The organism is Streptomyces sp. LUP47B (assembly GCF_001746295.1).
Taxonomy (GTDB): domain Bacteria; phylum Actinomycetota; class Actinomycetes; order Streptomycetales; family Streptomycetaceae; genus Streptomyces.
In genome coordinates this window covers 1,380,833-1,405,609 of record NZ_MJAH01000001.1, presented here as the reverse complement: position 1 = coordinate 1,405,609, position 24,777 = coordinate 1,380,833, and the positions used below count along the sequence as shown (strand labels likewise).

The window sequence follows — 24,777 nt, the reverse complement described above, 5'->3', positions numbered from 1 at the left end:
ATTCCTCAGCCGAGGGCCCGGTCCAGGTTGAAGGCCGCGCTGATCAGGGCGAGATGGGTGAACGCCTGCGGGAAGTTGCCCTGTTGCTCACCGGTGTTGCTGATCTCCTCGGCGTACAGGCCCAGATGGTTGGCGTAGGTGAGCATCTTCTCGAAGGCCAGCCGCGCTTCGTCGATCCGGCCGGCGTGCACCATCGCCTCGACGTACCAGAACGAGCAGATGGAGAAGGTGCCCTCGTCCCCGCGCAGCCCGTCGGGGCTCGCCGTCGGGTCGTAGCGGTAGACGAGGGAGTCCGACACCAGCTCCTCGGTCAGTGCGTCCAGCGTGGACAGCCACTTGGGGTCGGTCGGCGCGATGAACTTGGTCAGCGGCATCATCAGCACGGCCGCGTCGAGGACATCGCCGTCCTCGTGCTGGACGAACGCCTGCCGGGTCTCCGACCAGCCCCGCTTCATGATCCGCCGGTAGATCGTGTCGCGGCACTCCCGCCAGCGGTTCAGGTCGGCGGGCAGCCCGCGCCGGTTGGCCATACGGATCGCCCGCTCGATCGCCACCCAGCACATCAGCCGCGAGTACAGGAAGTTCTTGCGGCCGCCGCGGGTCTCCCAGATCCCCTCGTCGGGCTGGTCCCAGTTCTCGCACACCCAGTCCACCAGCGCGGACACATCGTCCCACTGGTCGCTGGAGATGGGCTTGGCCCACTTGTCGTAGAGGTAGATCGAGTCGATCAGGGCGCCGTAGATGTCGAGCTGGAGCTGGTCGGCGGCGGCGTTGCCGACCCGGACCGGTGCGGAGCCCTGATGCCCTTCCAGATGGCCGAGTTCACGCTCCGTCAGATCGGTACGGCCGTCGATGCCGTACATGATCTGGAGCGGCCCGGAGGGCCCCTGGCCGTCCGGGCTGACGTGCCGGATGAGGAAGTCCATGAACGCCTCGGCCTCGCTGGTGAAGCCGAGCCGCAGCAGCGCGTACACGCAGAAGGCGGCGTCCCGCACCCACACGTACCGGTAGTCCCAGTTGCGCTCGCCGCCGAGCTGTTCGGGCAGGCTCGTCGTCGGCGCGGCCACGATGGCGCCGGTGGGCGCGTAGGTGAGCAGCTTGAGGGTGAGGGCGGAGCGGTGCACCATCTCCCGCCAGCGGCCCCGGTACTTGGAGGCGGACAGCCAGTGCCGCCAGTAGGAGACCGTGCTGTTGAACTGCTCCTCGGCCTCGGTGCGCGCGCACCGGCGCGGGGTCACCTCGCCGCCGACCTGGTCCAGCGCGAACACCGCGGACTCGCCCTCGGAGAGCTTGAAGTCGGCCCGGGCGTCCAGGCCTTGGGTCTCCAGCGGCACGGTCGCGGTCAGGCCCAGCGACAGCTTGGGGGTCTCGAAGACCGCGACGTCCCCGACCATGCGGAGCGTGTGCGGCTGGGCGCCGTAGTCGAAACGCGGGGCCACCCGGGTCCGGAACGGAATCGAGCCGCGCACGCACACCACCCGCCGGATCAGCCGGTGCCGCTCGGTCTCCACCGTGTCGCCGTCGACCGGCATGAAGTCCTGGACCTCGCCCACGCCGTCCTCGGTGTAGAACCGGGTGATCAGGACGTTGGTGTCGGGGAAGTAGAACTGCTTGGTCCGCGCCGGCACGGTCGCCGCGAGTTCGAAGCAGCCGCCGCGCTCCGCGTCCAGGATCGACGCGAAGACGCTCGGCGCGTCGAAGGACGGGCAGCAGTACCAGTCGATGGTGCCGTCGGTCCCGACCAGTGCCACGCTGCGCAGGTCGCCGATCAGACCGTGCTCGGCGATCGGCAGGTAGCCGGTGTGATCCCTGGGTGATCCGCTCATCGCAGCCTCCTGCGGATCAGCCTATGCAGGATCGACCGGAGTGTCAGGGGAACGGCCCTCGCACCGCGGGAAGACCAGCGCACCACTCCTGCGCATGAATGCTTGCTTGTGCTCGAAAGATGGCTATATCTTGCAAGAGCAATCAAAGTGACAGAGAGGTACGGCATGACTCATGTCGAGGACGAGCTGACCAGCCAGCCCGAGTGCTGGACCCGGGCGGCGGCGGAGGCCGCGGTGCACGCCCGCGCGCTTCCGGCGGCCGGGGAGCGGGTCGCGATCGTCGGATGCGGCACGTCGTACTTCATGGCGCAGGCCGTGGCGGCGCTGCGGGAGGGCTCGGGCCAGGGCGAGACCGACGCCTTCGCCGCGTCGGAGTTCCCGCACGGCCGCTCCTACGACCGCGTCGTCGCCCTCACCCGCTCCGGCACCACGACCGAAGTTCTGGAGCTGCTCGGGCACTTGAAGGGGCGCACCCCCACGACCGCCCTCACCGCCGACCCCGCCACCCCCGTCATGACCGCCGCCGACGAGGTCGTCGTCCTCGACTTCGCCGACGAACGCTCCGTCGTCCAGACGAGGTTCGCGACCACCGCCCTCACCCTGCTCCGCGCCCACCTGGGCCTGCACACCGACGCCGTCGTAGTTGACGCCCGCACCGCACTCATGACTCCCCTGCCCGAAGGCCTCGTCGAGTGCACGCAGTTCACCTTCCTCGGCCGGGGCTGGACGGTGGGGCTGGCCAACGAGGCCGGGCTGAAGATGCGCGAGGCCTCCCTCGCCTGGACCGAGGCCTACCCGGCGATGGAGTACCGGCACGGCCCCATCAGCATCACCACCCGGGGCACCGCCACCTGGATGCTCGGCACGGCACCCGAGGGGCTGGCCGACCAGGTCCGGGAGACCGGCGGACTGTGGGTGCCGGGCACCCTCGACCCCCTCGCCGAACTGATCCGCGTGCAGCGCCTGGCGGTCGCGGTCGCCGGGGCCCGCGGTCTCGACCCGGACCAGCCCCGCCACCTCACCCGCTCGGTGATCCTCGCCCGCCCCTAGGAGACGTCGTGCCCCTGGTCACCACCGGCGAACTCGTCACCCGCGCCGCCGCCACCCGCTCCGCCGTCGCCGCCTTCAACATCATCACCCTGGAACACGTCGAGGCCGTCCTCGCCGGCGCCGAGTCCCTGGACGCGCCCGTCGTCCTCCAGGTCAGTGAGAACGCCGTCAGGTTCCGCTACGGCCGCCTCCTCCCGCTCGCCCGCGCCGCCGCCGTCGCGGCCGAACGCGCCGCCGTTCCCGTCGCGTTGCACCTCGACCACGTCCAGAGCGACGACCTGCTGCGCCAGGCGGCCGACGCGGGTTTCGGCTCCGTGATGTACGACGCGGCCCACCTGCCCTACGCCGAGAACCTCGCCGCCACCCGGGCGGCGGCCGACTGGGCGCACTCCCAAGGGCTCTGGGTCGAGGCCGAGTTGGGGGAGGTGGGCGGGAAGCACGGCCGACCCCCGCTGGACGCCCACGCCCCCGGCGCCCGCACCGACCCCGCCGAGGCCCGCGCCTTCGTCACCGATGCCGGGGTGGACGCCCTCGCCGTGGCCGTCGGCAGCGCCCACGCGATGACCGAACGCACCGCCACCCTCGACCACGACCTGCTCAAACGCCTCGCCACCACCGTGGACGTCCCCCTCGTCCTGCACGGCTCCTCCGGAGTCCGCGACGACGAACTCACCGCGGCCGTCGCGGGCGGCATCGCCAAGGTCAACGTCGGCACCGCGCTGAACATCGCCATGACCGGCGCGATCCGGGAGTTCCTGGCGGCTCACCCCGAGGCGGTGGACTCGCGCAAGTACCTCGGGGTCGGGCGGGACGCCATGATCGAGGCGGCCCGGCGGATCATCCTGCTGCTCGGGCGGTGAGGACGGGCTGGTAGAACCCGCCGGCGGCCGGATCGTGCCACCGCACGTCGACGAAACCGGCCGCGGTCACGAACTCCGTCAGCTGTGAACGGGTCAGCGCCCAGGAGGTCGTACGGCGGACGCGGACGGCCCAGTCGTCCCCGCCGCCGGGCACGAGCTGGAAGTGCTCCTGGTCGTAGCGCTCGCCGTCCTCGTGCCAGTGCCACAGCTGGAAGGTGATCACCCGGCCGTCGGAGTTCTCGGAGACCTGCGGAGGCGGGGCCGCGGGCCTGGTACGGCGCATCTCGTCGTAGTCCCGAAGGGTGAGCAGCAACAGGCCGTCGTCCCGCAGCACCCGACGCATGTCCGCGAGCGCGGCCCCGACGTCCGAAGCCGTCAGCAGATGAGCCACGGAGTTGTCGGCGCAGACGACCACGTCGAAGACGTCCGGCGCGAACGGCAGCCGTCGCATGTCCGCGGCGGCGGCCGGCAACAGCGCCCCGCGAGCCGCGGCCTCCTGGGCGGCACGTGCGGCGGCCACCGGACTGAGATCGCTGCCGACGACCCGGTGCCCCGCGAGAGCCAGTCCGATCGCCTGGGTGCCGATGCCGCACGAGCAGTCCAGGACGCGCTGCGGCCCCGGCCCCAGGCCCTCCCGCACGAGCGCTCCGAGCACAGCCGCCTGACGCGCCATGCTGACGTCCCAGTCCGCGAAGATCCGGTGGTAGTCCGGAGCCAGCGCGTCGTAGAAGTCCCGCACCGAGGGATCAGACACCCGACTCCTTCACTGCCTTGAGAACCACGAACTTCGGCCCACCGGCGACCAGTTCACTGTTGCCGAACAGCTTCCGCAGCTTCACGTGATACCCGAGGTGGCGGTTCCCGACAACCCACAGTTCGCCGCCGGGCCGCAGCGCCCTGCGCGCACCGGCGAACATCCGCCAGGCCGTCGCGTCGGTCGTCGCCTGGTGGGAGTGGAAGGGCGGGTTGTTGAGGACGACGTCGACGCTGCCCTCCTGCACACCTGCCAGACCGTCCCCGACCCGGAACTCCGCATGTCCCGGCACACCGTTCGCCTTGTACGTCGCCTCGGCCGAGGCCACGGCCTGGAAGGACTCGTCGACGAACAGCACCTCGGCCTCGGGGTCGGCCAGGGCCACCGCCGTGCCGACGACGCCGTTGCCGCAGCCCAGGTCCACGATCCGCTGGGTACCCCGGCTCTTCGGGAGGTGCTGGAGGAAGAACCGGGTGCCGATGTCGAGCCGGTCCGCGCAGAAGACGCCCGCGTGATTGACGACGGCACGCCCGGAGGCGGCACCGATGCCGTCCGGGAGGGTGTAGCCGTACGGCCAGGGGTTGGCGGGCCGTTCGAGCGAGGGCTGCGGTGTGCAGAAGATGAGCCGGGCCTTCTTCTCGGCCAGCGAGGTGCGGGTCGGCCCGAGGATCCGCTCGAACAGCTGGAGTGTCGAGGTGTGGATCTCCTTCACCATGCCGGTGCCGACGACGAGCGTGCCCTCGTGCACCGCGGGCGCCAGCCGCAGCAGCTGGTCCTCCAGCAGCGCCAGGCTCTTCGGCACGCGCACCAGCAGGACGTCGACGCGGCCGGGCGGCGGGTCCTGTGTGGTGAGCAGCCGGACGGTGCCGGGCTCGACGCCGGCGCGTTCGAGGTTGGCGCGGGTCGCCTCCTGGCTGAGGAAGGAGTCGGTGATCTGGACCGGCCGGTGCGGCGCCAGCGCGGTGGCCAGCGCGCCCCAGCGGTCTCCGACCACCACGACCGTGCCGGACAGGGCCACGCCCTCCGCCGCGAGATGCCTCAGCAGATACTCGTCGGAGGCGTCCCAGGCGCGCAGCAGGTCACGCGGGTCCTCGGGGAAACGGGTGAGTGTCAGCTCGCCCCAGGGGGTCGTCATACGGTCGTCCATCGTGCGTCCAGGCTATCGGAGGCGCAGCTCAGGCCCGCTCGGGCAGGATGGAACCCATGGATGCCGAGCTGTTCCCCCGACCCCGAGCGGAGGTCGCGCCGGGTGCGGTGCACGTCCCGGACTGGCTGGAGCCGCGGCGGCAGCGCGACCTGCTGGACGCCTGCCGGGAGTGGGCCCGCCCGCCCGCCGGACTGCGCACGGTCCGCACCCCGGGCGGCGGCACGATGACCGCGCGGCAGGTCTGCCTCGGCCGCCACTGGTACCCGTACGGCTACGCCCCCACGGTCGTCGACGGCGACGGGGCACCAGTGAAGCCCTTCCCGCGCTGGCTGGGCGAGCTGGGCCGGGAAGCGGTGCGCGACGCACTCGGTCCGCAGGAGGTGTCGTACGACATCGCACTGATCAACTTCTATGACGGCGACGCCCGCATGGGCATGCACCGCGACAGCGACGAGAGGTCGGACGCTCCCGTGGTCTCCCTGAGCCTCGGCGACACCTGCGTCTTCCGCTTCGGCAACCCGGAGACCCGGACCCGGCCCTACACGGACATCGAACTGCGCAGTGGTGACCTGTTCGTGTTCGGCGGCCCGTCGAGACTCGCGTACCACGGGGTTCCCCGTGTGCATCCGGGCACCGCGCCGCCCGAGTTGGGGCTGACGGGACGGCTGAACATCACGCTGCGGGTCAGCGGGCTCTGAGCTCGATCGCGAACGGATCATGGGAGACTCGCCCTCATGAGCGGCAAGGCGGACCCCCGGCCGGCGGGGGAAGGAACCACCTCGAGGACGCGGCTGGACCGGGGGCGCGGTGCGCTCGGGCCCGCGTTGGAGCTCGTGCACACCGGCCGCGCGCCCACCCGGGCCGTGCTCACCGCCGAACTCGGGGTGACGCGGGCGACGGCGGGCGCGGTCGCCGCCGAGCTGGAGGCGCTCGGGCTGATCCGCGTCGACGCCCGGCCCACCGCGGCCGCCGGTTCGCAGGGCCGGCCCTCGCATCGCCTCGCGGTCGCCGAGGACGGTCCCGTCGTGCTGGCCGCGCAGGTCCACGCCGACGGCTTCCGGGCCGCCCTGGTCGGTCTGGGCGGCCGTATCGTCGCCACCGCCCCCGGCTGCGAGACGGTCGACGCCGACCCGGCGAAGGTCCTCAGCTCCGTCGTCGAGGCGGGCGCCGACCTGCTGCGCACCACCGGCAGACGCTGCGTCGGCGCCGGACTCGCCGTGCCGTCCGCGGTCGCCGAACCCGACGGCCTCGCCCTCAACCCCCTGCACCTCGCCTGGCCCGCGGGCGCCCCCGTCCGCCGAATCTTCGACGAGTGCGTGCGTGCCGCGGGCATCACCGGACCGGCCTTCGCGGCCAACGACGTCAACCTCGCCGCGCTAGCCGAGCACCGGCACGGCGCGGGCCGCGGTGCTCGGGACCTGCTGTGCGTGGCGACCGGACACCGGGGCGTGGGCGGCGCGCTGGTGCTCGACGGGCGTCTGCACACGGGGAGTTCGGGCCTGGCCCTGGAAGTCGGCCACCTCACCGTGAACCCCGAGGGCCGCCCCTGCCACTGCGGCAGCCGGGGCTGTCTGGACGTCGAGGCGGACCCGCTGGCGTTCCTCACGGCGGCGGGACTCGCCCCCGGCCCCGAGCTCTCCCTGCTCCAGCAGGCCAACGACCTCGTCCGGCACCACTACGACGATCCCGCCGTCCGCACCGCCGCCGAGGCCCTCATCGACCGCCTGGGCCTCGGTCTCGCCGGCCTGGTGAACATCCTCAACCCGGACCGGATCATCCTCGGCGGCCTTCACCGCACCCTGCTGGACGCCGACCCCGCGCGTCTGCGCGCCGTCGTCGCCGACCGCAGCCTGTGGGGGCAGAGCGGCGGCGTGCCCATCCTGGCCTGCACCCTCGACCACAACAGCCTGGTCGGGGCGGCCGAGTTGGCGTGGCAGCCGGTCCTCGACGATCCGCTGGGGGCACTGAGCCGTGGCTGACCTGCTGGAGGCCGGGGGACTCCGCCTGGTCGAGGTGGCGCCCCCGGTGGTCCCGGCCGAGCTGCGGACAGCCATGGACCGCGAGTGGGACGCGGCCGTCCTCGCCAACCCGGCCCTCTTCGACGGTCCGGTGGCGGTGTGCGCGGGCCTCTCGCGGGAGGCCCCGGACGGCCTGCTCGTCTCCTGGTCCCGGGTCACCTATCGCTACTTCGCCCTGCGCCGCGTCCCGGGCGCCACCGCCCCGCGGTCCCTCTTCGTCAGCGTGGTGCAGCCGGCGCACGACGGGCGCGTGCTGGTGGGCCGTATGTCCTCGTCCACCTCAGCGCCCGGCCGCTGGCAGTTCCCCGGCGGATCGGTGGAACCGCCCACCGGCGACGAGCCCCTGGACGAGCCCGCACTGCGCCGCCACGCGGCCGTGGAGCTGGCCGAGGAGACGGGCGTCGACGTCCCGGCCGCCGACCTCACCCGGTGCCTGGTGACGCACGGCGAGGACGGCCAGGTCGGTGTCCACTACCTGGCGCCGCCGTTGCCCGCCTCCTTCCTGCAGGACAGCTTCACGGCGCTGGTGGCCGCTGAGACGGCACGAGGACGCGCGTCGGAGTTCGACCGGCTCGCCTTCGTCGGCTCACCGGCCGACCTGCCGGACCTCGCCGGTCCGCACGTGGGCTACCTGGATCCCGTCGTCCGTTGGGCGAGCCGCCGAGTAGGCTCGTGACATGCGGATCTCCGTCTCCTCGGACATGGACGAACCAGTCGCGCGCACCCTGGTCGACGAACTGCGCGCGCGTGGCCACGAAGTGGTGCCGTACGGCGCCCTGAGCCCCGGCGCCGACCCCCAGTGGGCCGTCTGCTCCGAGGCCGCGGCCCGTGAGGTGGCCGCGGGGACGGCCGACCAGGCGGTCGTGTGCTGCTGGACCGGCACCGGCGCGTCCATCGCCGCGAACAAGGTCCCGGGCGTACGGGCCGCCCTGTGCACGGACGCCTACACGGCGGACGGCGCCCGCCGCTGGAACGACGCCAACGTCCTGGCCCTCAGCCTCCGCCTCACCTCCGAGCCACTCCTCAAGGAGATCCTCGACGCCTGGTTCACCGCCGAGGCGAGCGAGGACGCCGAGGACCGGGACAACGTGGCCCGGGTGGGACGCCTGGACGCCGACTGGGCCTAGCGGCGCGCGTCCGGTCAGGCGCTGAGCGGGCCGGCCACCTTCAGCTCCTCGTGGTCGATCAGCCACCGCACCGACTCCAGTACGGCGGTCTCCGGTTCGTGGCGCGGCGCGTAGCCGAGGAGGGTCCTCGTCGAGCAGCCCGTGGTGTTCCTGGGCTCGGAGGGCGAGCGCGGTGTGGTGGCGGCGAACCTGTCCGACTTCCTGTGGGTGCTCGCCGACGGCCTCGGGCCCTTGGAGGTCGTGGATTTCGAGCAGTACGAAGGCACTCCGAGCGAGACGCTGACCGCGCTCGCCGAACGCCACGCGACCACCTCGCGCCGCACCACCCGGGACATCGTCACCACCGCCCGGGCGGAGTTCCCGACCTTCTCCGAGGACATCGACGCGTTCTGCCGGTGAGCGGCGTCATGGCCGGCTCCACTCCACGGCCAGGGCTCGGCCGGGGTTGTCGGTGAGGATGCGCCGCACCAGTTCCTCACCCAGGTCGGCCGCGAGCCGCGGCCGCAACCGGCGCAGCAGAAACGGCATCCCCGGGCCGCCGTTGACCGAGCGGGCCGCCGCGGTCGTGGTGTCGCCGCCGAGCAGCAGTCGGTCGCCGTGCCCCGCGTCCGCGAGCTCCCGCACCGCGTCGGGCATGCGCCAGTCCGTGGCGTGGTTCGCGCGTGAGGGACCGTCGAAGGCGAGATAGCAGCCCGACGCCGCGGCCTGGCGGTGCGTTGTGAAGTCGGGGGAGCGGTTGAGGTGCCCGAGGATCACTCGCTGCGGCGGCACCCCCAACTCGCCGCACAGCAGCTCCAGTACGTCCAGTGCACCGGTCCCCAGCTCCAGGTGGACGGCTATCGGCGCCCCCGTCGCGTGATGCGCCTGCGCCGCCGCGGTCATCGTCCAGCGGGCGTGCGCGTCGAGCGCGTGGAAGCCGCCCGCCACCTTGATCAGCCCCGCGCGGACCCCCGACGGCCCGATGCCCTCGGTCAGTTCGGTGACGAACACGTCGGCCAGCCGGCCGCGCAGCCCGCCGAGTGTGGCGTCGTCGTAGTGGACGGCCTGGTGCAGCCCGGTCGCGGCGACGATCCGCACGCCGGTCTCCCGAGACAGCGCCGGCAGTTCGTCGGCCCGCCGCCCCAGCCCGTACGGCGTCCACTGCACCACGGCGCCACCGCCCTGCGCGGCGAACGCCGTCAGCTCGGCCCGCGCCGCCGAGACACTCCGCAGCTCCTGCCCGGGCAGTTGGCGGCTGCCGAAGAACAGGTGGTCGTGCGCGTCGCACACGCCGAGCTCCTCGGCGGGGACGTCCCCGGCGACCGTACGGACCGCGACCGCGCTCACCACTGACGCCCCCGCGGCAGCTGTTCCCGTCCCGGCGCCGACACGTGCAGCACCTCGAACAGGTCACCGTCCGCCTTCGGTGATGCGTGCGCCCACAGCGAGAAGTGCACGAGCTCCCAGCGGGCCGTGTCCACAGCGGCCGCCGCGAACACGGCACCGTCCTCCCCGGCCAGCCGCTCGGTCTCCTCCACCGCTTCCACCATCACGTCCCCCAACTCCACTCCCTCGGGCACCGGTTGACGCCTGCGGACCGCGGACCTGGCTGGTGGGCCTACGGCGCCGCCCTCCTCGTACGACAGACCTGTCCACTGCCGCACCGACGGCCGCCCGAAATCGTTGCTGAGCCGCTGGAAAGCGCCTCCCCAGAGGAAGGTGTTCATGCCCGCCACGCTGTCCCAGAGGTAGAAGGGGGCGTACTGGTTGACGGGCGAACCGTTCACCCCGCGCTCGCGCATCAGGTACGTCTTGAAGCCGAGCCCGTCCCAGTCGTCCAGCAGATGCCCGATCCGGGCCACCCGGGCGCGGATGACGGCCATGTCGTAGTCGGCGGGCAGGGTGAGCTCGTACTGCATGGCGTGCATCGGATGCCTCCTCAGGCGGAGTGGTCCTCGGGGACGACGTGCGCCCCAGGCGGCGGTCGTGCCGTCGTCGACGACCGCGAGATGCGTCAGCGCGCGGGTCGCTTCCTCACGGCGATGGTGGGGTGAGCAGTGAGAGCAGACCCCGCAAGCCCATGTCGAACGCGGCGGGCGAGCCGGACGCACGGGCGAGGACATAGCCGCCCTGGACCGTCGCGAGAACGGTCGCCGCGATCTCCTCACCGTCCAGCCAGGACGCGAACTGGCCCTGTTCCTTGCCCTCTTCGACGATCCCGGCGATACGCTCCCGGATCCAGTCGATCGTCTCGTCGACGGGCGCGCGCAGTTCGTCGCTGGCGATGACGTCCGGATCCATCGTGAGCCGGCCGATCGGGCACCCGCGCAGCACGTCCCGCTCGCGCCGCAGATACGCCGCGACGCGCTCGTACGGAGTGCCGGGCCCGCCGAGTACTTCCTCCGCGGTAGCCCGCAAGTCCTCGGCGGTCCGCCGGATCGCGGCCAGTGCGAGGTCGGGCTTGCCCTTGAAGTGGTGGTACATGCTGCCCTGGCCGGCCCCCGCGCGCTCCAGGATCGCCTTGGGGCTGGTCCCCACATAGCCGCGCTCCCACAGGAGCTCACGGGTGGACTCGATCAGTCGGTCCGAGGTGCTCATGCACGCACTGTACATACTAGTAGTTACAGAAGTCGAGCCCTTCTCGTACTCCCCGGGAGGTATCCGCGGTGCCGCTGTCCGTACGACGACCCGGCCCCCTCTCCCGAGCCAGTCTCGAGTCATCACGGCAGGACCCATCAAGGAGATGACTCAAGATGCAGACACTCGCGAACTGGGACGGCGGCCCCGGCCCGTGGATCCTCTTCTTCCCGCTGATCTGGGCGGCCGTCGTGCTCGGCGTCGTCACCGTCCTGCGCCGCGCCGTCTGGCGCGGGCGCCGTGGACCGTGGCGCGCCATGGCCGACGCCGGCCCCTCCGGCGACTCACCCATCGCCATGCTCGGCCGCCGCTTCGCCGCGGGTGAGATCGACGAGGACGAGTACTGGCGCCGGCTGTCCGTCCTGGACGAGCAGTTCGGCCGTACGGCGGGCAAGGGCGGTGCGGCATGACCGCCACGACCGTCTCGACGAGGACGCTGCCGGCCGCCCGGGTGGTCGACGCCGTGAAGGTGTACGGTAGCGGCGACACCGGCGTGCGGGCCCTGGACGGGGTGAGCGTCGACTTTCCGGCCGGCCGCTTCACCGCGATCATGGGCCCCTCGGGCTCCGGCAAATCCACCCTCATGCACTGCGCGGCCGGCCTCGACACGCTCACCGAGGGCGCCTCCTACATCGGCGACACCGACCTCGGCTCGCTCGACGACCGCCGTCTGACCCTGCTGCGCCGGGACCGCGTCGGCTTCGTCTTCCAGGCGTTCAACCTGGTGCCGACGCTGACCGTCGAGGAGAACATCAGGCTGCCGCTGGACCTCGCGGGAGGCAAGGGCGACCCGGAGTGGATCGACGCCCTGATCGAGGTCGTCGGCCTGCGCGACCGGCTCCGGCACCGGCCGGCCGAGCTGTCCGGCGGACAGCAGCAACGCGTCGCCGTGGCCCGGGCGTTCGCCGGCCGACCGGACGTCGTCTTCGCCGACGAGCCCACCGGGAACCTCGACTCCCGCTCCGGCGGCGAGGTCCTCGGCCTCCTCGGCAGGACCGTGCGGCAGACGGCCCGCACGGTCGTCATGGTCACCCACGACCCGGTCGCCGCCGCCCACGCCGACGAGGTCGTCTTCCTCGCCGACGGGCGCCTGGTGGACCGTATGGCATCCCCCACCGCCGACCGGGTCCTGGACCGCCTGAAGGCCTTCGAGGTGCCCTCATGAACGCCTCCGTACGGCTGAGCATGTCCTCCCTGCGCGCCCACAAGCGGCGCTTCGCGGGGACCTTCCTCGCGGTGTTCCTCGGTGTGGCGTTCCTCGCCGGGACGCTCGTCATGGGCGACACGCTCCGCGCCGGCTTCGACACCATGTTCGGCAACGCGACCAGCGGCACCGACGCCGTGGTCCGCAGTGCCGGGGCCATCACCACGCCGGGGGAGAGCCAGGGGGTGCGCGAGCCGGTCGACACCGATCTGGTCAGGACCGTCGAGCAGGTCCCCGGTGTCGCGGCGGCCGCCCCCGACATCCAGGGCGCGGGCCAGCTGATCGGCGCCGACGGCAAGCCCATCGGCGGGCAGGGCCCACCCACCGTGGCCGGCAACTGGATCGACGACCCCGAGCTCAACCCGTACCGACTCGCCGAAGGACGGGCACCGAAGAAGTCCGGCGAGGTCGTCGTCAACCGCGGCACCGCCGACCGGGGCCATCTGAAGATCGGCGACACGACGGTCCTGCGTACGCCCGACCCCGTCGAGGTGACGATCGTCGGCCTCGCGACCTTCGGCGGCGAGGACGGCATGGCCCAGGTGACCTTCACCGGCATGACGGTGTCCGACGCCGAGAAGTACCTCACGGCCGGGCCCGGGGAGGCGTCGAGCATCCAGGTGCGCGCGGGCCCGGGCGTCGGTCAGCAGGAGCTCGTCGACCGGCTGACCCCCGTGCTGCCCAGGGGTGTCGAGGCCATCACCGGTCAGGAGTCGACCCAAGAGAACACCGACATGATCTCCAGCCAGTTCCTGGACATCTTCACGACCTTCCTGCTGGTCTTCTCGGGCGTGGCCCTCCTGGTCGCCACCTTCTCCATCCACAACACCTTCGCCATCGTCGTGGCCCAACGCACCCGTGAGAACGCCCTGTTGCGAGCCCTCGGCGCCTCCCGCCGTCAGGTCACGGCAGCCACCCTGACCGAGGCGAGCGTGGTCGCGGTGACCGCGTCGGCCGCGGGTCTCGCGGGCGGCATCGGCATCGCTGCCGGGCTCCAAGTCCTGTTCCCGGCGATCGGATTCCCCTTCCCCGAGGGCGACTTGGTGATCGGCGTGCTGTCAATGGTGCTGCCGCTGGCGGTCGGTGTCATCGTCTGCCTGGGCTCCGCGCTGCTGCCCGCCGTACGCGCGGGCCGCACCGCACCGCTCGCCGCACTGCGCGAGACGGCCGTCGACCAGTCGGGCGCATCCCGTCTCCGAGCGGTCGTCGGCGGGGGACTGGCGGCGCTCGCGGTGGCCGTGACGCTCACCGGCGTCCTGGTCTCGCCGTCCCTCTGGCTCGCCGGAGCCGGTTCCGTAACGGCGCTGGCCGCGTTCGTGGTCCTCGGCCCGGTCGCCTCCACGACTGCCGTGCGGGTCATCGGTGGCCCCCTCGACCGGCTCCGCGGCGTCACCGGCTCCCTCGCCCGGCGCAACGCCCTGCGCAGCCCCAGGCGGACGGCCGCCACCGCGAGCGCGCTGATGATCGGCGTGGCCGTGGTCTGCCTGTTCACGGTGTTCGGAGCGTCCCTGAAGGCCACCATGGACCAGACCGTGTCCCGGTCTTTTGCGGGCGATGTCGCCGTCAGCACCCCCTCGTTCGGCGCGGGCGGCAGCGGCCTCAGCCCACGGCTCGCCGGAGCGGTCCAGCGACTGCCCGAGGTGGACACGGCGGTGGGCCTCGGTCGCGGTGTCGCCGAAGTCGACGGCAAGGGGCGGGCCTTGACCGTCACCGACCCGCTCGCACTGGAGCGCACCTTCGATCTCGGCACGGTCCGGGGCTCCCTGAGCGACCTCGGCACCGACGGCATCGCCATCACCGAGAAGGAAGCGGAGAAGCAGGGCCTCACGACCGGCGACAAGGCCCGGCTCACCTTCACCGACGGCGCGCGGAACACCTTCACGGTCCGCGCGGTCTACGGGCAGTCCGAGCTGGCGGGGGACTACGTCATCACCCGCGCGGCCTGGGCCCCGCACCGAACCCAGGACTCCGACACGCTCGTCGCGGTCTCCTTCAAGGACGGTGTGAGCACGGGCGCGGGCAAGGCGGCCGTGGAGAGGGTGGCGGCGCGGTACGGCGATCCCGAGGTGCAGACCCGCGACGAGTACGCGCAGTCCTCGGCCGGCGGCATCGACATGATGCTCACGCTGGTCTACGCGCTGCTCGCCCTCGCGGTCCTCATCGCGCTGCTGGGCATCGCCAACACACTGACGCTGGCGATCCACGAACGCACCCGCGAACTGGGCCTGCTGAGGGCCGTGGGCCAGACCCGGTCCCAGCTCCGGGCCATGGTCCGCTGGGAGTCGGTCCTGGTCGCCGCCTTCGGCACGGTCGGCGGACTCGCCCTCGGCGCCTTCCTCGGCTGGGTTCTGGTCAAGGCCTCGGACGGCGCGAGCGACAGCGCCTTCGCCTTCGCGATGCCACCCCTGCAACTCACGGTGGTGGCCCTGGTGGGCCTCGCCGCGGGAGCCCTCGCGGGCCTGCGCCCGGCCCGGCGCGCGGCCCGACTGGACGTACTGCGGGCGATCGCCACCGAGTGACGGGCAAGGGCCCGTGGCTGAGCCGGAGGGGCGCGCCGGTGCCGGGACGACGAACGCGTGCGGGCCCGAAGGGCTGAGCACGATCGTCGACCCGGCACCGCTGGAGGTGCGCGGGCGCGAGCGAGCGAAAAGAAGGAGTCGTCACCGCCCGGTCAGCCGGCAACGGCGGACCGGGCGGGAGCGTGTTCGGGCCTGCGGCCTTCGACCCGCACCTCGGCGTACCGGAGCGCGGTCTTGTCAAGGACGGTCCGCCGCTGGGGCCGCGCGGCGGAGGGTGTCGGCAGTGTGAACCACACGGCCTTTCCCGACTCGCCGTCCGGCCGCACGCCCCAGCTCTCGCTGACCGCGGCGACCATCGCGAGCCCTCGCCCGCACGTGGCGAGCGGCTCGGTGTCCTTGAGGTCGGCCACGACCGGCAGACGCGGGTCGTGGTCGTGCACCGAGACCGTGAGCCGGTCGAGCAGCAGCTCGATCTCCACGGTGCACGTCTTGTCGGGCTGGGCATGGCGGTGGACGTTGGTCAAAAGCTCCGTCACACCGAGCACGGCCCGGTCGATGAGGGGATCCATATGCCAGTAGCGCAACTGCGCAGAAAGGATTCTGCGGACCTGGCCGATCCGCGACGGCAGGGCTTGAAGCTCCACCGTGCAGTGCCTGCTCGGATAACTGATCACGGCTGCGACTCCCCGACGTGAGGTCCGGAAGAACACGGAGTTCGGATCGATCCAGCAGGTGCCTGCGTGAAAACGGCCGCCTGCTGTCGTGCCCGGCGGGCTGGTTCGCAGCGTGATCGCCGGTTAACCCAGAGTGATGTGAGATCAGCGTGACTCAGGAGGTGGGATACCGCAACTCGCGGTGATTCAGCGGCTACGACCCGCAGCCCTGCGTACGGCCTCGATGAACCGGCGTGCGGCGGGCGGCCCCGGTTCGCCCGGAGCGGGGTCGTGCTCGCCCAGGGTCAGCAGATACCGGTTGCCGTTGAGGTCAGCGAGGGCTCGGTCGTCCGCCGCGAACCAGGGCTTGGAGGCGCGCACCGCCTGTACGGGCGCGCTGTCGATCTCGCTGCCGTAACTGGTGAGCAGTTCCAGTCTGCCGTCGTTGATCCGGACCTGACCGGCCCGGGTGAGCGAGCGCAGCCTCTTCCCGATCCGCACGCCCGTAGCCGTGAACTCCGGCTCCGCCATGCCGCCCCGCCCCCTTGTGCGCGTGGGTGTGCCGGCCCGTGGCTCCCGTTTGGGCCGAGAGCCGGCTCCTGTCGTGATCCAGTGTGCGCCCCCGTGCGAGACATCCGTCCCGTCCGGTGCAGTCTGCCCGCCACGGGCGTCCAGCACCAGTGCGCATGACATCTCGCCGGGGGCGCCCGGAGCACTCGTCCGAATGCGCCCCCGTGGCCGCCTTCCGATGTGACCCCAGGGGTGTCTTTGGGGCTCTCAAAGGTGTGTTTATGCAGGTGAGAAGCGTGCGGAAGGTGTCTATGATCGAGCCATCGGCCGCGCGACGCGCCGTCGGCGCGAAGTGTTAGGAGCCCCGCCGTGAGCACCCCTCAGCAGACCCGGACCGGCGAAACCCTCGATGTCGACCGCAGCGACACCGGCTATCGCGGCTGGCTGAAAGAAGCCGTCCGCAAGGTCCAGGCCGACGCCAACCGCTCGGCCGACACACATCTTCTGCGCTTCCCGCTCCCGGAGATGTGGGGCATCGACCTGTACCTCAAGGACGAGTCGACCCACCCGACCGGCAGCCTCAAGCACCGGCTCGCCCGTTCGCTCTTCCTCTACGGCCTGTGCAATGGCTGGATCCGGCGGGGCCGCCCGGTGATCGAGGCGTCCAGCGGCTCGACTGCCGTGTCCGAGGCGTACTTCGCGAAGCTGATCGGTGTGCCCTTCATCGCGGTCATGCCGCGCACGACGAGCGCCGAGAAGATCCGCCTCATCGAGTTCCACGGCGGCCGGTGCCACTTCGTCGACGACCCGCGCACGATGTACGAGGAGTCGGCCCGTCTCGCGGTGGAGACCGGCGGCCACTACATGGACCAGTTCACCTACGCGGAACGGGCCACGGACTGGCGCGGCAACAACAACATCGCCGAATCCATCTTCCGCCAACTGGAGTTGGAGCGTTTCCCGGAGCCCGCGTGGATCGTCGCCACGGCCGGCACCGGCGGCACCTCGGCGACCATCGCCCGGTACGTCCACTACATGCAGCACGACACCCGCATCTGTGTGGCCGATCCGGAGAACTCCTGTTTCTTCGAGGGCTGGACCACCGGCGATCCGGACGTCACGTGCGACTGCGGTTCGCGCATCGAGGGCATCGGCCGGCCGCGCATGGAGCCGAGCTTCGTGCCCGGGGCGATCGACCGCATGATGAAGGTCCCGGACGCGGCCAGCGTGGCCGCCGTGCGCGCCCTGGAGCGGGCCATCGGCCGCAGGGCGGGCGGCTCGACCGGCACCGGACTGTGGAGCGCGCTGAAGATCATCGCCGAGATGGTGGCCGAAGGACGCCAGGGGAGCGTCGTCACCCTGCTCTGCGACCCCGGCGACCGGTACCTGGACAAGTACTACTCGGACGCATGGCTGGCCGAGCAGAGCCTGGACATCGAGCCGTACACGACGGCGATCGCAGCACTGCTGCAGACGGGGGTGTGGCCCGGCCAGGTCTCTCCCGACAGCCACTAGCGTCTACGTCCGCCTCGAGCGGGCCACACGCGGCCCATCGGCGTGGTGCTTCTGTGGGCGGAGCGGGGTGGGGGTCGGCGAGCGGTGAGCCTTCACGGGTGCTGCCGCTCCGATCGCACCGGGGGTGCCCGGGCGCGGTGCTTCTGTGGGCCGAGCCGGGTGGGTGGCCGGTCGAGTGGTGAGCCCTTGCGGGTACTGCGCTCCGATTGCACCGGGGACGCCCGGGTGTGGTGCTTCTGCGGGTGGAGCCGGGTGGGGGGTCGGCGAGCGGTGAGCCTTCACGGGTGCTGCCGCTCCGATCGCATCAGGGCGCCTGGGCGTGGTGCTTCTGTGGGCCGAGCCGGGTGGGTGGCTGGTCGATCGGTGCGCCCTTGCGGGTACTGCGCACCGGGGGCGCCCGGGCGTGGTGCTTCTGTGGGCGGAGCCGGGTGGGCGGCCGGTCGAGCGGTGAGCCCTCACGGACGCCCGGCTCAGGGCGCCTCGGGCGTACTGCTTCTGTCGGCCGAGCCCGATAGCCGACCGTACGAGAGGTTGGCCCTCACGGCACGCCCCTCCGATCGCCCAGGACGCCCCGGCTAGGACCCCTGCGTCGCGAGCCGCCGGTCCAGGGTGCGGACCGCGTCCCGGAAGGCCCGTCCCAGGCCGGCGCGCCCGAGCCTCGCGACGAGGCGGAAGGCCGCCGTGCCGTCCACGGCGAACGTCCAGCGCACGTGGGTGCCCGCCCCGGCGGGGGTGAGCCGCCACTCCTCGGCGATGGCGCGGGCACCGGGAGCGTTGGCCACGTCGACGCGGTAGGCGTACAGTTCGGGCGCCTTCGCCGCGAGGACCGTCTCCTGGAAGCGCCCGCCGCCCTTGAGGTGGATCTCCCGGGTCGAACCGTCCCCGGTCGAACGGGCCAGCGTCACCGCGGAGAACCATTCCTCCCACCCCGGTACGTCCTCGGCGAGCGCCCGGTGAACGTCCTCCGGCGGGGCGGACATCTGCTGGGCGAACACCAGCCGTACCGGCGCGGTCCCGATGAAGTCGAGCCCCACCTCACGCAGTTGGTGAACCATGGACACACCCCCTGGCCTCGAACGGGAAGTGTCACCCTAACTGACGGCCAGTCAGCTGTCTGTATCGTCGACGGACTCACCGGCCACGACCAGCCGCCGCAGATGCTCGGAGACCTCCGCGCGCGCCCCGGCCGGCAGCCCCGCGTCCGTGACCAGCGTGTCGACCTGCTCCAGCGAGGCGAACGAACTCAGGCCCACCGTGCCCCACTTGGTGTGGTCGGCGACCACCACGACCCGCCGCGCCGACTGCACGAGACGCCGGTTGGTCTCGGCCTCCGCGAGGTTCGGCGTCGACAGTCCGGCCTCGACCGATATCCCGTGCACACCGAGGAAGAGCACGTCGAAGTGGAGCGCCCCGATCGCCTGGTCGGCCACCGGGCCCACCAGCGAGTCGGACGGGGTGCGCACACCGCCGGTCAGTACGACGGTGGCCGCGCCCTGACGGGGCCCCGTGGTGCGCTGCGCCGCGTGGAACACGTCGGCGACCCGCACCGAGTTCGTGACGACGGTCAGATCGGGCACATCGAGCAGATGGTGGGCCAGCGCGAACGTCGTCGTACCGCCCGACAGCGCGATCGCGGTGCCCGGAGCGACCAGCTCCGCCGCCGACCGCGCGATGTCCTCCTTGGCGGTCAGCTCCAGACCCGACTTCGCCTCGAAGCCCGGCTCGTGGGTGCTCGCCTCGACCACCGGGACGGCGCCGCCGTGCACCTTCTCCAGCACACCCTGGCGGGCCAGCGCGTCCAGATCACGCCGTACCGTCATGTCCGACACGCCGAGCTTGCGGGTCAGCTCGTTGACGCGCACCCCGCCTCGGCGCCGGACCTCGTCCAGGATCAGGGCGCGCCGCTGCTCCGCGAGGAGGTTCTGATTCTCACTCACGTACGCTCCGGTCCTTTCGCCTGCCGTCCGACATGCCCTGCGCACCCTCTCCCACAAGCACATTTTGCCCGACCCTGGCGCGCGGGAGGTCCCATACTCGCACGGGCCCCGGCGGGGAGTGCCACCGACCGCCCCGACGCGCTCCTGCCACCGGGGTGACACCCGGGCGCCGGCCGTCACCCGGATCGGGGAGATTCCGTGACGAGGGGTGTGCGCATCGCGCAGACCGGAGATCCTTGTGCCCGCACGGACAGATGCCGACAGCGCGTCACGGGGGAAGTGCGACAACAGTGGAACGTGTCACGACCATGGGCGGGGACGGCTCGGCCGCCCGGCCAGAAGAATCCGGAACCGCCCTCGAGCTCCTGGTCCACGGAGTGGGCGGCACCACGCCGGAGAAGATGCTCGACGATCCGCGCACGGTGCGGATCACCGGCGACGACATCGCGGCCGTCTTCCGGCGCGCCGACGACGTCGACGCCGAGAAGGGACAGCGCGACGGCCGTACCGGCCCGGTGCCCGAGGCGTACGTCTGGTGCAACCTGACCTCCGGCAACGGCACCCGCGCCCTGTGGCTGCTGTTACTGCCGTTCATGGTGGTCAACCTCGCCCACTGGATGCGCCCCACCGCACGCGGCCGCAAAAAGACCGTGCGTCTCTACGGCCTGCTGGTACGGCTCGCCGGTCTGACCCTGACGGTTCTGCTGGTCGCCGCCGCCTGCGAGGTCGCCCTGGACCTCGCGGCCTGGCAGTGCGCGGGCACACGCGCGTGTGCCGAGTCGCACTCCTGGCTGGGCTTCCTGTCGCCCGACATCTCCGACGACGGCTGGTGGAGCAGGCCGGGCCGGCGCCTCGCGCTCGCGGCCCTGGTCCCGGCGGCGCTCACCGGCCTCCTCTGGTACCTGTCCCACCGCACCTGGAGCGCCTACGAGTCGCAACAGCCCATGTCCCGCGAGGGCGGGCCGGAGGCGGACGACGGCCGCACCGCGCTCGGCCGGCCGGGCTTCTGGTACGGCCGCCGTCTGGTCGCCCGCCTGCGTGCTGCGCACACCGCCGCGGGCCTGCTGACGATCGCCGCGGCGGTCAGTTCCACGGCGGCCCGCTTCGACCGCGAACCGGGCGGCCCCGCACTGCTCGACACGCTCGGCCGGGTCCTGGAGGCCGGTCTCGTCGCCGCCGGGGTCGCCGTCGTCTGGGTGGTGTGCCGCCGCGGCCGCAGCGAGAGGTATCTCGACCGGCAACTCGACCAGCACCTCGTACGACGTCTGCCGCTCGCCGCGCTCGTCCTGCTCGCCCTCGCCGCGGTGTACGCCGGGTGGGCGCGGCCCGGGTGGGAGTCGCACGGCAGGCTGGCGGGGGACGCCACCTTCGGCGGCATCGCCTTCGTACAGGGCCTGCTGATCATCGCCCTGGCCGTGGTCGCCCACCTGCTGTACCGCACGCATCCCGACCCCCGCGCCGCGATGCGGGGCCTCGGCGGACCGGCCGTGGCGATGCTGGCCTGCGCCCTCGGCGGTGTGATGTCCGGCGGGGTGTCGCAGCGCGTGGCGGACTGGCTGGACGGTACCGGCGCGACCATCCTCGGGCCGCCGGTCCTGCTGACCTGGCAGGCCTCGGTGATCCCGCTGGTCCTCGTCGTGCTGCTGGGGCACTGCGCCTGGCTCGGCCGGCGCACCTTGCGCTCCGAACGGGACCAACTGGGCACGGTGGAAAGCGAGTACCCCGCCGAGCCCAGGGACGCGGCACGGACCCGCCGCATCGCCCGCACCCGCGCGATGGCGGCGCTGACGGACCGGGGGCCCCGTCTGGTCGGGGTGACATCGGCCAGCACCCTGCTCCTCGGCGCCGGAGCGCTCGTGGGCGCTCTGACCTCCCATCAGACACCCGGCAAGGCCGCCGAGGGGGCGTACGCCTTCGTCGAGAGCGCCGCCGAGACCGCGCAGGCCCTCGGCTCCTGGCTGATCGGACTCGGCTTCATCCTGTTCGTCACCTGGGGCCGCCGCGCCTACAAGGACCCCTCCGCGCGCCGGACCATCGGCATCCTCTGGGACGTGGGCACCTTCTGGCCGCGCGCCGCCCACCCCTTCGCCCCGCCCTGCTACGCCGAGCGTGCCGTACCGGACCTGACCTGGCGGATCGCCACCTGGACCCGGGCCACGCGGGGCCGACTGGTCATCTCCGGCCACTCCCAGGGGAGCGTGCTCGCGGCCGCCGCGGCCTGGCAGCTGGAGCCGGCGGTCCGCAAGCGGGTCGCCCTGCTGACCTACGGTTCCCCGCTGGAGCGCCTCTACGGCCGCTGGTTCCCGGCCCACTTCGGTCCGGCCGCGCTCACCGCGCTGCACCACGACGTGGACTGCTGGCGCAACCTCTACCGGCTCACCGACCCCATCGGCGGGCCGGTCCGGCTGCCCGGCGACTGCGGTCCCGAGGTGGACCGGGAACCCCTGAAGGACCCGCTCGCCTACGGCCGTACCGATCTGCATCCGCTGCCCGCGCAGATCCTGGGCCACTCCGACTATCAGGCCGATCCGGTCTTCGCCGAGGAGCGGGCGAAACTGCTGGGCCGGCTGCAGCCGGACGTACCGGGCCCGCGGTCTCAGGACGACTCGGGCAGATCCTCGGCGTAGAGCAGGGTCAGGTCGTCCGTGGTCGGGTCGTCCACCTGGGCGACCCGGCTCGCGTGCCGCTCCACCATCGCCTCGAAGGTCTGGCGCGCGGTACGGCCGTTGCCGAAGGCGGGGCCCTTGGGCAGCACCGTGAAGTACTTCAGCAGAGCCTGAGCGGCGCCCGGTGCCAGCCGGTACTCGTGCTCCTCGGCCTGCTGCTCCACGATGCTGAGGAGTTCCTCGGGGTTGTAGTCGCTGAAGGTGATGGTCCGTGAGAAGCGGGACGCCACACCCGGGTTGACCGACAGGAACCGCTCCATCTCGGCGGTGTAGCCCGCGACGATCACCACGACCGACTCGCGGTGGTCCTCCATCAGCTTCACCAGTGTGTCGATGGCCTCCTTGCCGAAGTCCCGGCCCGAGTCCTCCGGCGACAGCGCGTACGCCTCGTCGATGAACAGCACTCCGCCGCGCGCCTTGTCGAAGGCCTCCTGGGTGCGGATCGCGGTGGAACCGATGTGCTCGCCGACCAGGTCGACGCGGGACACCTCGACGAGATGGCCCTTCTCCAGGACACCGAGGGAGGCGAGGATCTCGCCGTAGAGCCGGGCGACCGTCGTCTTGCCGGTGCCGGGGGAGCCGGTGAACACCAGATGGCGCTTGACGGACGCCGCCTTGAGGCCCGCCTGCCGGCGGCGCCGGCCCACCTCGATCATGTCGGTGAGCGCCCGCACCTCGCGCTTGACGCTGTCCAGGCCCACCAGCGCGTCGAGTTCGCCGAGAACGGCCTTCGAGGTGCGCGAGGGTTTCTCCGGCTCCGCCGGAAGCACCAGCGGCTCCTGCTCGGTGATCCGCTGCCCCGGGATCGCACCGAGCAGCCCGGTCGAGAGGGAGTCGGTCTGTACGGCGGTCTCGCGGGCCGCGGGCGGGGTCAGGCCCCCGCTCTCGTCGCTGGTGCAGTCCTCGACGACGGGACCCGCGCCGGCGGCCGCGTCCGGGGCGTCCGCGAACTCGTAACCCCCGCGCGCGCAGCGCTCGGTGCGGCACTTCTTGAGCGTCGTACGGCAGCCGTCTATCACATGGAAGCCGTACCCGCCGCTGCCCGTCACCCGGCAGTTCAGGAAGCTGCCGCGGCCGCCCGCCGACACGTAGAAGCCCGCCTCGGCGGGGGAGTCGACCGTGCAGCGCTCGATCGTCGGGTCGGCGCCCTTGGTGACGATCACGCCGGTCTGGGTGGCGTCCACGGTGCAGTTGTTGAGGGTGCCGCCGCTGCCGTGGTCGCGGAACCAGGCGCCGGTCGCCGCGTCCCGGATCCGGCAGTCGTCGAGCTGCGCGGTGGCGCCGTCACTCACCGACACGGCCGTGTTGCGGACCTGGGAGATGTCGCTGTCGACGACGTCCGCGCGGGAGCCGCGGTCCAGGACGAACAGGGCGTCCGGCACGTCGTGCACCCGGCAGGAGTCGAGCACGGCGGTGGCGCCGTCGCTGACCCAGACGGCCGGGTAGTCGCCGGTGCTGTCGAAGATCTCGCACTGGTTGGCGTCCACGCGGGTGCCCGGGTCCCACACCGACAGGCCGTTGCGGCCGAACTGACGGACCGTCGTGCGGGTCAGGGTGAGCACCGAGCGGGAGCGCAGATCGACCGCGTTCTCCGGGATGTCGTGGATACGGCAGTCGGCGAGGGTCAGCACCGCGTCGGTGTCGAGTGTGACGCCGTCGGCGGTGGTGCGGTGCACATCGCAGTCGGTGAGGTGGGCGGTGGCCCGGCCGGTGATCTGCACGCCGCTGCCGCGGACCTCGTAGACCTCGCAACCCACGGCCTCCAGCGCGGAGTTCTCGCCGGTGGCCGCCAGTCCCGCGCCGGAGGTGTGGTGGACCCGGCAGCGCTCCAGGCGCGGGTGGGCGCCGCCGCGCACCGAGACGCCGGACTGGCCGGCCGCCACGATCTCGCACTCCTCGAAGACCCCACCCGCGCCGTCCAGTACGGCGATGCCGATGCCGGCCGGGTTGTCGACGGTGCAGCGCCGCACGGTCGGGCGGGCTCCGCCGCGGACCTCGATACCGGCCGCGGACCGGGTGACGACCCGGATGTCGGCGAGTTCCGGGGTGCCCTCCTCGACGAGCAGGGCGGGCGCGGCGGCGTCCTGGCCCTCCACGTGCAGGTCCTGCACCACGGCGGAGGCGCGTACCGTCAGCGGCACCCCGTCCAGGGGCGCGATGCGCACGGAGCCGGGCGATCCTTCGGGGCCGCGCAGGGTCACCGCCCGCTGCACGACGAGGTTCTCCCGGTAGGTGCCGGGCGCGACCGTGAGCACGTCGCCGTCGGCCGCGGCCTCCAGGGCGGCGGCGAGGGACGCGTACTCACCTGTGCGGCGCCGCCACCGCGATGTACCGGTGTGCGTCACCTGGACCGTGCCCTGTGCCATGGCGTTGCT

The 24,777-nt window shown here is 72.3% G+C and carries 22 protein-coding genes and 1 pseudogene; 12 read left to right on the top strand and 11 right to left on the bottom strand.

Features of this window, described 5'->3' with window-relative positions; all coding sequences use genetic code 11:
• Positions 1-5 precede the first annotated feature (5 nt).
• Complete coding sequence (locus BFN33_RS06270; protein ID WP_069758781.1) at positions 6-1,826, bottom strand: glycoside hydrolase family 15 protein; 1,821 nt, start codon at positions 1,824-1,826, stop codon at positions 6-8.
• Positions 1,827-1,991: 165 nt separating this feature from the next.
• On the opposite strand from BFN33_RS06270, the gene BFN33_RS06265 reads away from it, so the two are divergent.
• Entirely contained in the window at positions 1,992-2,876 is an 885-nt protein-coding gene (locus BFN33_RS06265; RefSeq protein ID WP_069758780.1) for an SIS domain-containing protein, read from the top strand.
• Positions 2,877-2,884: 8 nt separating this feature from the next.
• Positions 2,885-3,736 carry a class II fructose-bisphosphate aldolase gene (locus tag BFN33_RS06260; RefSeq protein ID WP_069758779.1) on the top strand — a complete coding sequence of 284 codons (852 nt, stop codon included), beginning with the start codon at positions 2,885-2,887 and terminating at the stop codon, positions 3,734-3,736.
• On the opposite strand, the gene BFN33_RS06255 is transcribed toward BFN33_RS06260, so the two are convergent.
• Complete coding sequence (locus BFN33_RS06255; protein ID WP_069758778.1) at positions 3,714-4,490, bottom strand: class I SAM-dependent methyltransferase; 777 nt, start codon at positions 4,488-4,490, stop codon at positions 3,714-3,716. The genes BFN33_RS06260 and BFN33_RS06255 overlap by 23 nt on opposite strands.
• The gene (locus BFN33_RS06250; protein ID WP_069758777.1) at positions 4,483-5,625 is read right to left on the bottom strand and encodes a methyltransferase; all 1,143 of its coding nucleotides are present in this window, start codon (positions 5,623-5,625) and stop codon (positions 4,483-4,485) included. The genes BFN33_RS06255 and BFN33_RS06250 overlap by 8 nt, the downstream gene beginning before the upstream one ends.
• Positions 5,626-5,693: 68 nt before the next feature.
• Here BFN33_RS06250 and BFN33_RS06245 point away from each other — a divergent pair, with 68 nt between their 5' ends.
• The 5 genes and pseudogenes from BFN33_RS06245 to BFN33_RS06225 all read left to right on the top strand — a co-directional run.
• On the top strand, positions 5,694-6,335 hold the full coding sequence (locus BFN33_RS06245) for an alpha-ketoglutarate-dependent dioxygenase AlkB (RefSeq protein WP_069758776.1): 642 nt from the start codon (positions 5,694-5,696) through the stop codon (positions 6,333-6,335).
• 36 nt (positions 6,336-6,371) lie between these two features.
• Complete coding sequence (locus BFN33_RS06240) at positions 6,372-7,616, top strand: ROK family protein (RefSeq protein ID WP_069758775.1); 1,245 nt, start codon at positions 6,372-6,374, stop codon at positions 7,614-7,616.
• Positions 7,609-8,331: an NUDIX domain-containing protein gene (locus BFN33_RS06235; RefSeq protein ID WP_069758774.1), complete on the top strand. Its 723-nt coding sequence runs from the start codon at positions 7,609-7,611 to the stop codon at positions 8,329-8,331. Before BFN33_RS06240 ends, BFN33_RS06235 begins: the two co-directional genes overlap by 8 nt.
• 1 nt (position 8,332) lies before the next feature.
• Positions 8,333-8,782, top strand: a complete 450-nt coding sequence (locus BFN33_RS06230; RefSeq protein ID WP_069758773.1) for an RpiB/LacA/LacB family sugar-phosphate isomerase — start codon at positions 8,333-8,335, stop codon at positions 8,780-8,782.
• Between the two features lie 114 nt (positions 8,783-8,896).
• A pseudogene (locus BFN33_RS06225) lies at positions 8,897-9,181 on the top strand (SMI1/KNR4 family protein); the annotation flags it as partial.
• 6 nt (positions 9,182-9,187) lie between these two features.
• Here BFN33_RS06225 and BFN33_RS06220 read toward each other — a convergent pair.
• The 3 genes from BFN33_RS06220 to BFN33_RS06210 form a co-directional block, all read right to left on the bottom strand.
• Entirely contained in the window at positions 9,188-10,111 is a 924-nt protein-coding gene (locus tag BFN33_RS06220) for a phosphotriesterase (RefSeq protein ID WP_069758772.1), read from the bottom strand.
• Positions 10,105-10,689 (bottom strand): DUF4865 family protein, encoded by a 585-nt coding sequence (locus BFN33_RS06215; protein ID WP_069758771.1) that lies wholly within the window; start codon positions 10,687-10,689, stop codon positions 10,105-10,107. The genes BFN33_RS06220 and BFN33_RS06215 overlap by 7 nt, the downstream gene beginning before the upstream one ends.
• A gap of 106 nt (positions 10,690-10,795) precedes the next feature.
• Positions 10,796-11,374 carry a TetR/AcrR family transcriptional regulator gene (locus BFN33_RS06210; protein ID WP_069758770.1) on the bottom strand — a complete coding sequence of 193 codons (579 nt, stop codon included), beginning with the start codon at positions 11,372-11,374 and terminating at the stop codon, positions 10,796-10,798.
• A 140-nt stretch (positions 11,375-11,514) separates the two neighbouring features.
• Between BFN33_RS06210 and BFN33_RS06205 the strand changes: the two genes are divergently transcribed.
• Genes BFN33_RS06205 through BFN33_RS06195 form a run of 3 tightly spaced genes read left to right on the top strand, consistent with a single transcriptional unit; the run spans position 11,515 to position 15,121 of the window.
• Entirely contained in the window at positions 11,515-11,808 is a 294-nt protein-coding gene (locus BFN33_RS06205) for an SHOCT domain-containing protein (RefSeq protein ID WP_069758769.1), read from the top strand.
• Positions 11,805-12,563 (top strand): ABC transporter ATP-binding protein, encoded by a 759-nt coding sequence (locus BFN33_RS06200; RefSeq protein WP_069758768.1) that lies wholly within the window; start codon positions 11,805-11,807, stop codon positions 12,561-12,563. Before BFN33_RS06205 ends, BFN33_RS06200 begins: the two co-directional genes overlap by 4 nt.
• Entirely contained in the window at positions 12,560-15,121 is a 2,562-nt protein-coding gene (locus BFN33_RS06195; protein WP_069758767.1) for an ABC transporter permease, read from the top strand. Before BFN33_RS06200 ends, BFN33_RS06195 begins: the two co-directional genes overlap by 4 nt.
• Positions 15,122-15,273: 152 nt before the next feature.
• Here BFN33_RS06195 and BFN33_RS06190 read toward each other — a convergent pair whose 3' ends face one another.
• Together BFN33_RS06190 and BFN33_RS06185 are read right to left on the bottom strand one after the other, a co-directional pair.
• Positions 15,274-15,795 carry an ATP-binding protein gene (locus BFN33_RS06190; protein WP_069758766.1) on the bottom strand — a complete coding sequence of 174 codons (522 nt, stop codon included), beginning with the start codon at positions 15,793-15,795 and terminating at the stop codon, positions 15,274-15,276.
• Between the two features lie 186 nt (positions 15,796-15,981).
• A complete protein-coding gene (locus tag BFN33_RS06185; protein ID WP_069758765.1) occupies positions 15,982-16,305 on the bottom strand; it encodes a hypothetical protein in 324 nt (107 codons plus the stop codon).
• Between the two features lie 348 nt (positions 16,306-16,653).
• Here BFN33_RS06185 and BFN33_RS06180 point away from each other — a divergent pair, with 348 nt between their 5' ends.
• Positions 16,654-17,799: a PLP-dependent cysteine synthase family protein gene (locus tag BFN33_RS06180; protein WP_069758764.1), complete on the top strand. Its 1,146-nt coding sequence runs from the start codon at positions 16,654-16,656 to the stop codon at positions 17,797-17,799.
• A 575-nt stretch (positions 17,800-18,374) separates the two neighbouring features.
• Here BFN33_RS06180 and BFN33_RS06175 read toward each other — a convergent pair.
• A complete protein-coding gene (locus tag BFN33_RS06175; protein ID WP_069758763.1) occupies positions 18,375-18,854 on the bottom strand; it encodes an SRPBCC family protein in 480 nt (159 codons plus the stop codon).
• A gap of 51 nt (positions 18,855-18,905) precedes the next feature.
• Positions 18,906-19,736: a DeoR/GlpR family DNA-binding transcription regulator gene (locus BFN33_RS06170; protein ID WP_069758762.1), complete on the bottom strand. Its 831-nt coding sequence runs from the start codon at positions 19,734-19,736 to the stop codon at positions 18,906-18,908.
• Between the two features lie 308 nt (positions 19,737-20,044).
• Here BFN33_RS06170 and BFN33_RS06165 point away from each other — a divergent pair, with 308 nt between their 5' ends.
• Entirely contained in the window at positions 20,045-22,363 is a 2,319-nt protein-coding gene (locus tag BFN33_RS06165) for a hypothetical protein (RefSeq protein ID WP_176742324.1), read from the top strand.
• On the opposite strand, the gene BFN33_RS06160 is transcribed toward BFN33_RS06165, so the two are convergent.
• Complete coding sequence (locus tag BFN33_RS06160; RefSeq protein ID WP_069758760.1) at positions 22,333-24,768, bottom strand: right-handed parallel beta-helix repeat-containing protein; 2,436 nt, start codon at positions 24,766-24,768, stop codon at positions 22,333-22,335. The two genes, BFN33_RS06165 and BFN33_RS06160, sit on opposite strands and share 31 nt — an antisense overlap.
• Positions 24,769-24,777 lie beyond the last annotated feature (9 nt).

Bases quoted from the DNA above. Each gene is read 5' to 3' on its own strand.
- BFN33_RS06175 (WP_069758763.1), bottom strand. From the start codon at position 18,854: ATGGTTCACCAACTGCGTGAGGTGGGGCTCGACTTCATCGGGACCGCG.
- BFN33_RS06250 (WP_069758777.1), bottom strand. From the start codon at position 5,625: ATGACGACCCCCTGGGGCGAGCTGACACTCACCCGTTTCCCCGAGGAC.
- BFN33_RS06160 (WP_069758760.1), bottom strand. From the start codon at position 24,768: ATGGCACAGGGCACGGTCCAGGTGACGCACACCGGTACATCGCGGTGG.
- BFN33_RS06205 (WP_069758769.1), top strand. From the start codon at position 11,515: ATGCAGACACTCGCGAACTGGGACGGCGGCCCCGGCCCGTGGATCCTC.
- BFN33_RS06210 (WP_069758770.1), bottom strand. From the start codon at position 11,374: ATGTACAGTGCGTGCATGAGCACCTCGGACCGACTGATCGAGTCCACC.
- BFN33_RS06165 (WP_176742324.1), top strand. From the start codon at position 20,045: ATGGGCGGGGACGGCTCGGCCGCCCGGCCAGAAGAATCCGGAACCGCC.
- BFN33_RS06245 (WP_069758776.1), top strand. From the start codon at position 5,694: ATGGATGCCGAGCTGTTCCCCCGACCCCGAGCGGAGGTCGCGCCGGGT.
- BFN33_RS06270 (WP_069758781.1), bottom strand. From the start codon at position 1,826: ATGAGCGGATCACCCAGGGATCACACCGGCTACCTGCCGATCGCCGAG.
- BFN33_RS06265 (WP_069758780.1), top strand. From the start codon at position 1,992: ATGACTCATGTCGAGGACGAGCTGACCAGCCAGCCCGAGTGCTGGACC.
- BFN33_RS06215 (WP_069758771.1), bottom strand. From the start codon at position 10,689: ATGCACGCCATGCAGTACGAGCTCACCCTGCCCGCCGACTACGACATG.
- BFN33_RS06195 (WP_069758767.1), top strand. From the start codon at position 12,560: ATGAACGCCTCCGTACGGCTGAGCATGTCCTCCCTGCGCGCCCACAAG.
- BFN33_RS06200 (WP_069758768.1), top strand. From the start codon at position 11,805: ATGACCGCCACGACCGTCTCGACGAGGACGCTGCCGGCCGCCCGGGTG.
- BFN33_RS06185 (WP_069758765.1), bottom strand. From the start codon at position 16,305: ATGGCGGAGCCGGAGTTCACGGCTACGGGCGTGCGGATCGGGAAGAGG.
- BFN33_RS06240 (WP_069758775.1), top strand. From the start codon at position 6,372: ATGAGCGGCAAGGCGGACCCCCGGCCGGCGGGGGAAGGAACCACCTCG.
- BFN33_RS06230 (WP_069758773.1), top strand. From the start codon at position 8,333: ATGCGGATCTCCGTCTCCTCGGACATGGACGAACCAGTCGCGCGCACC.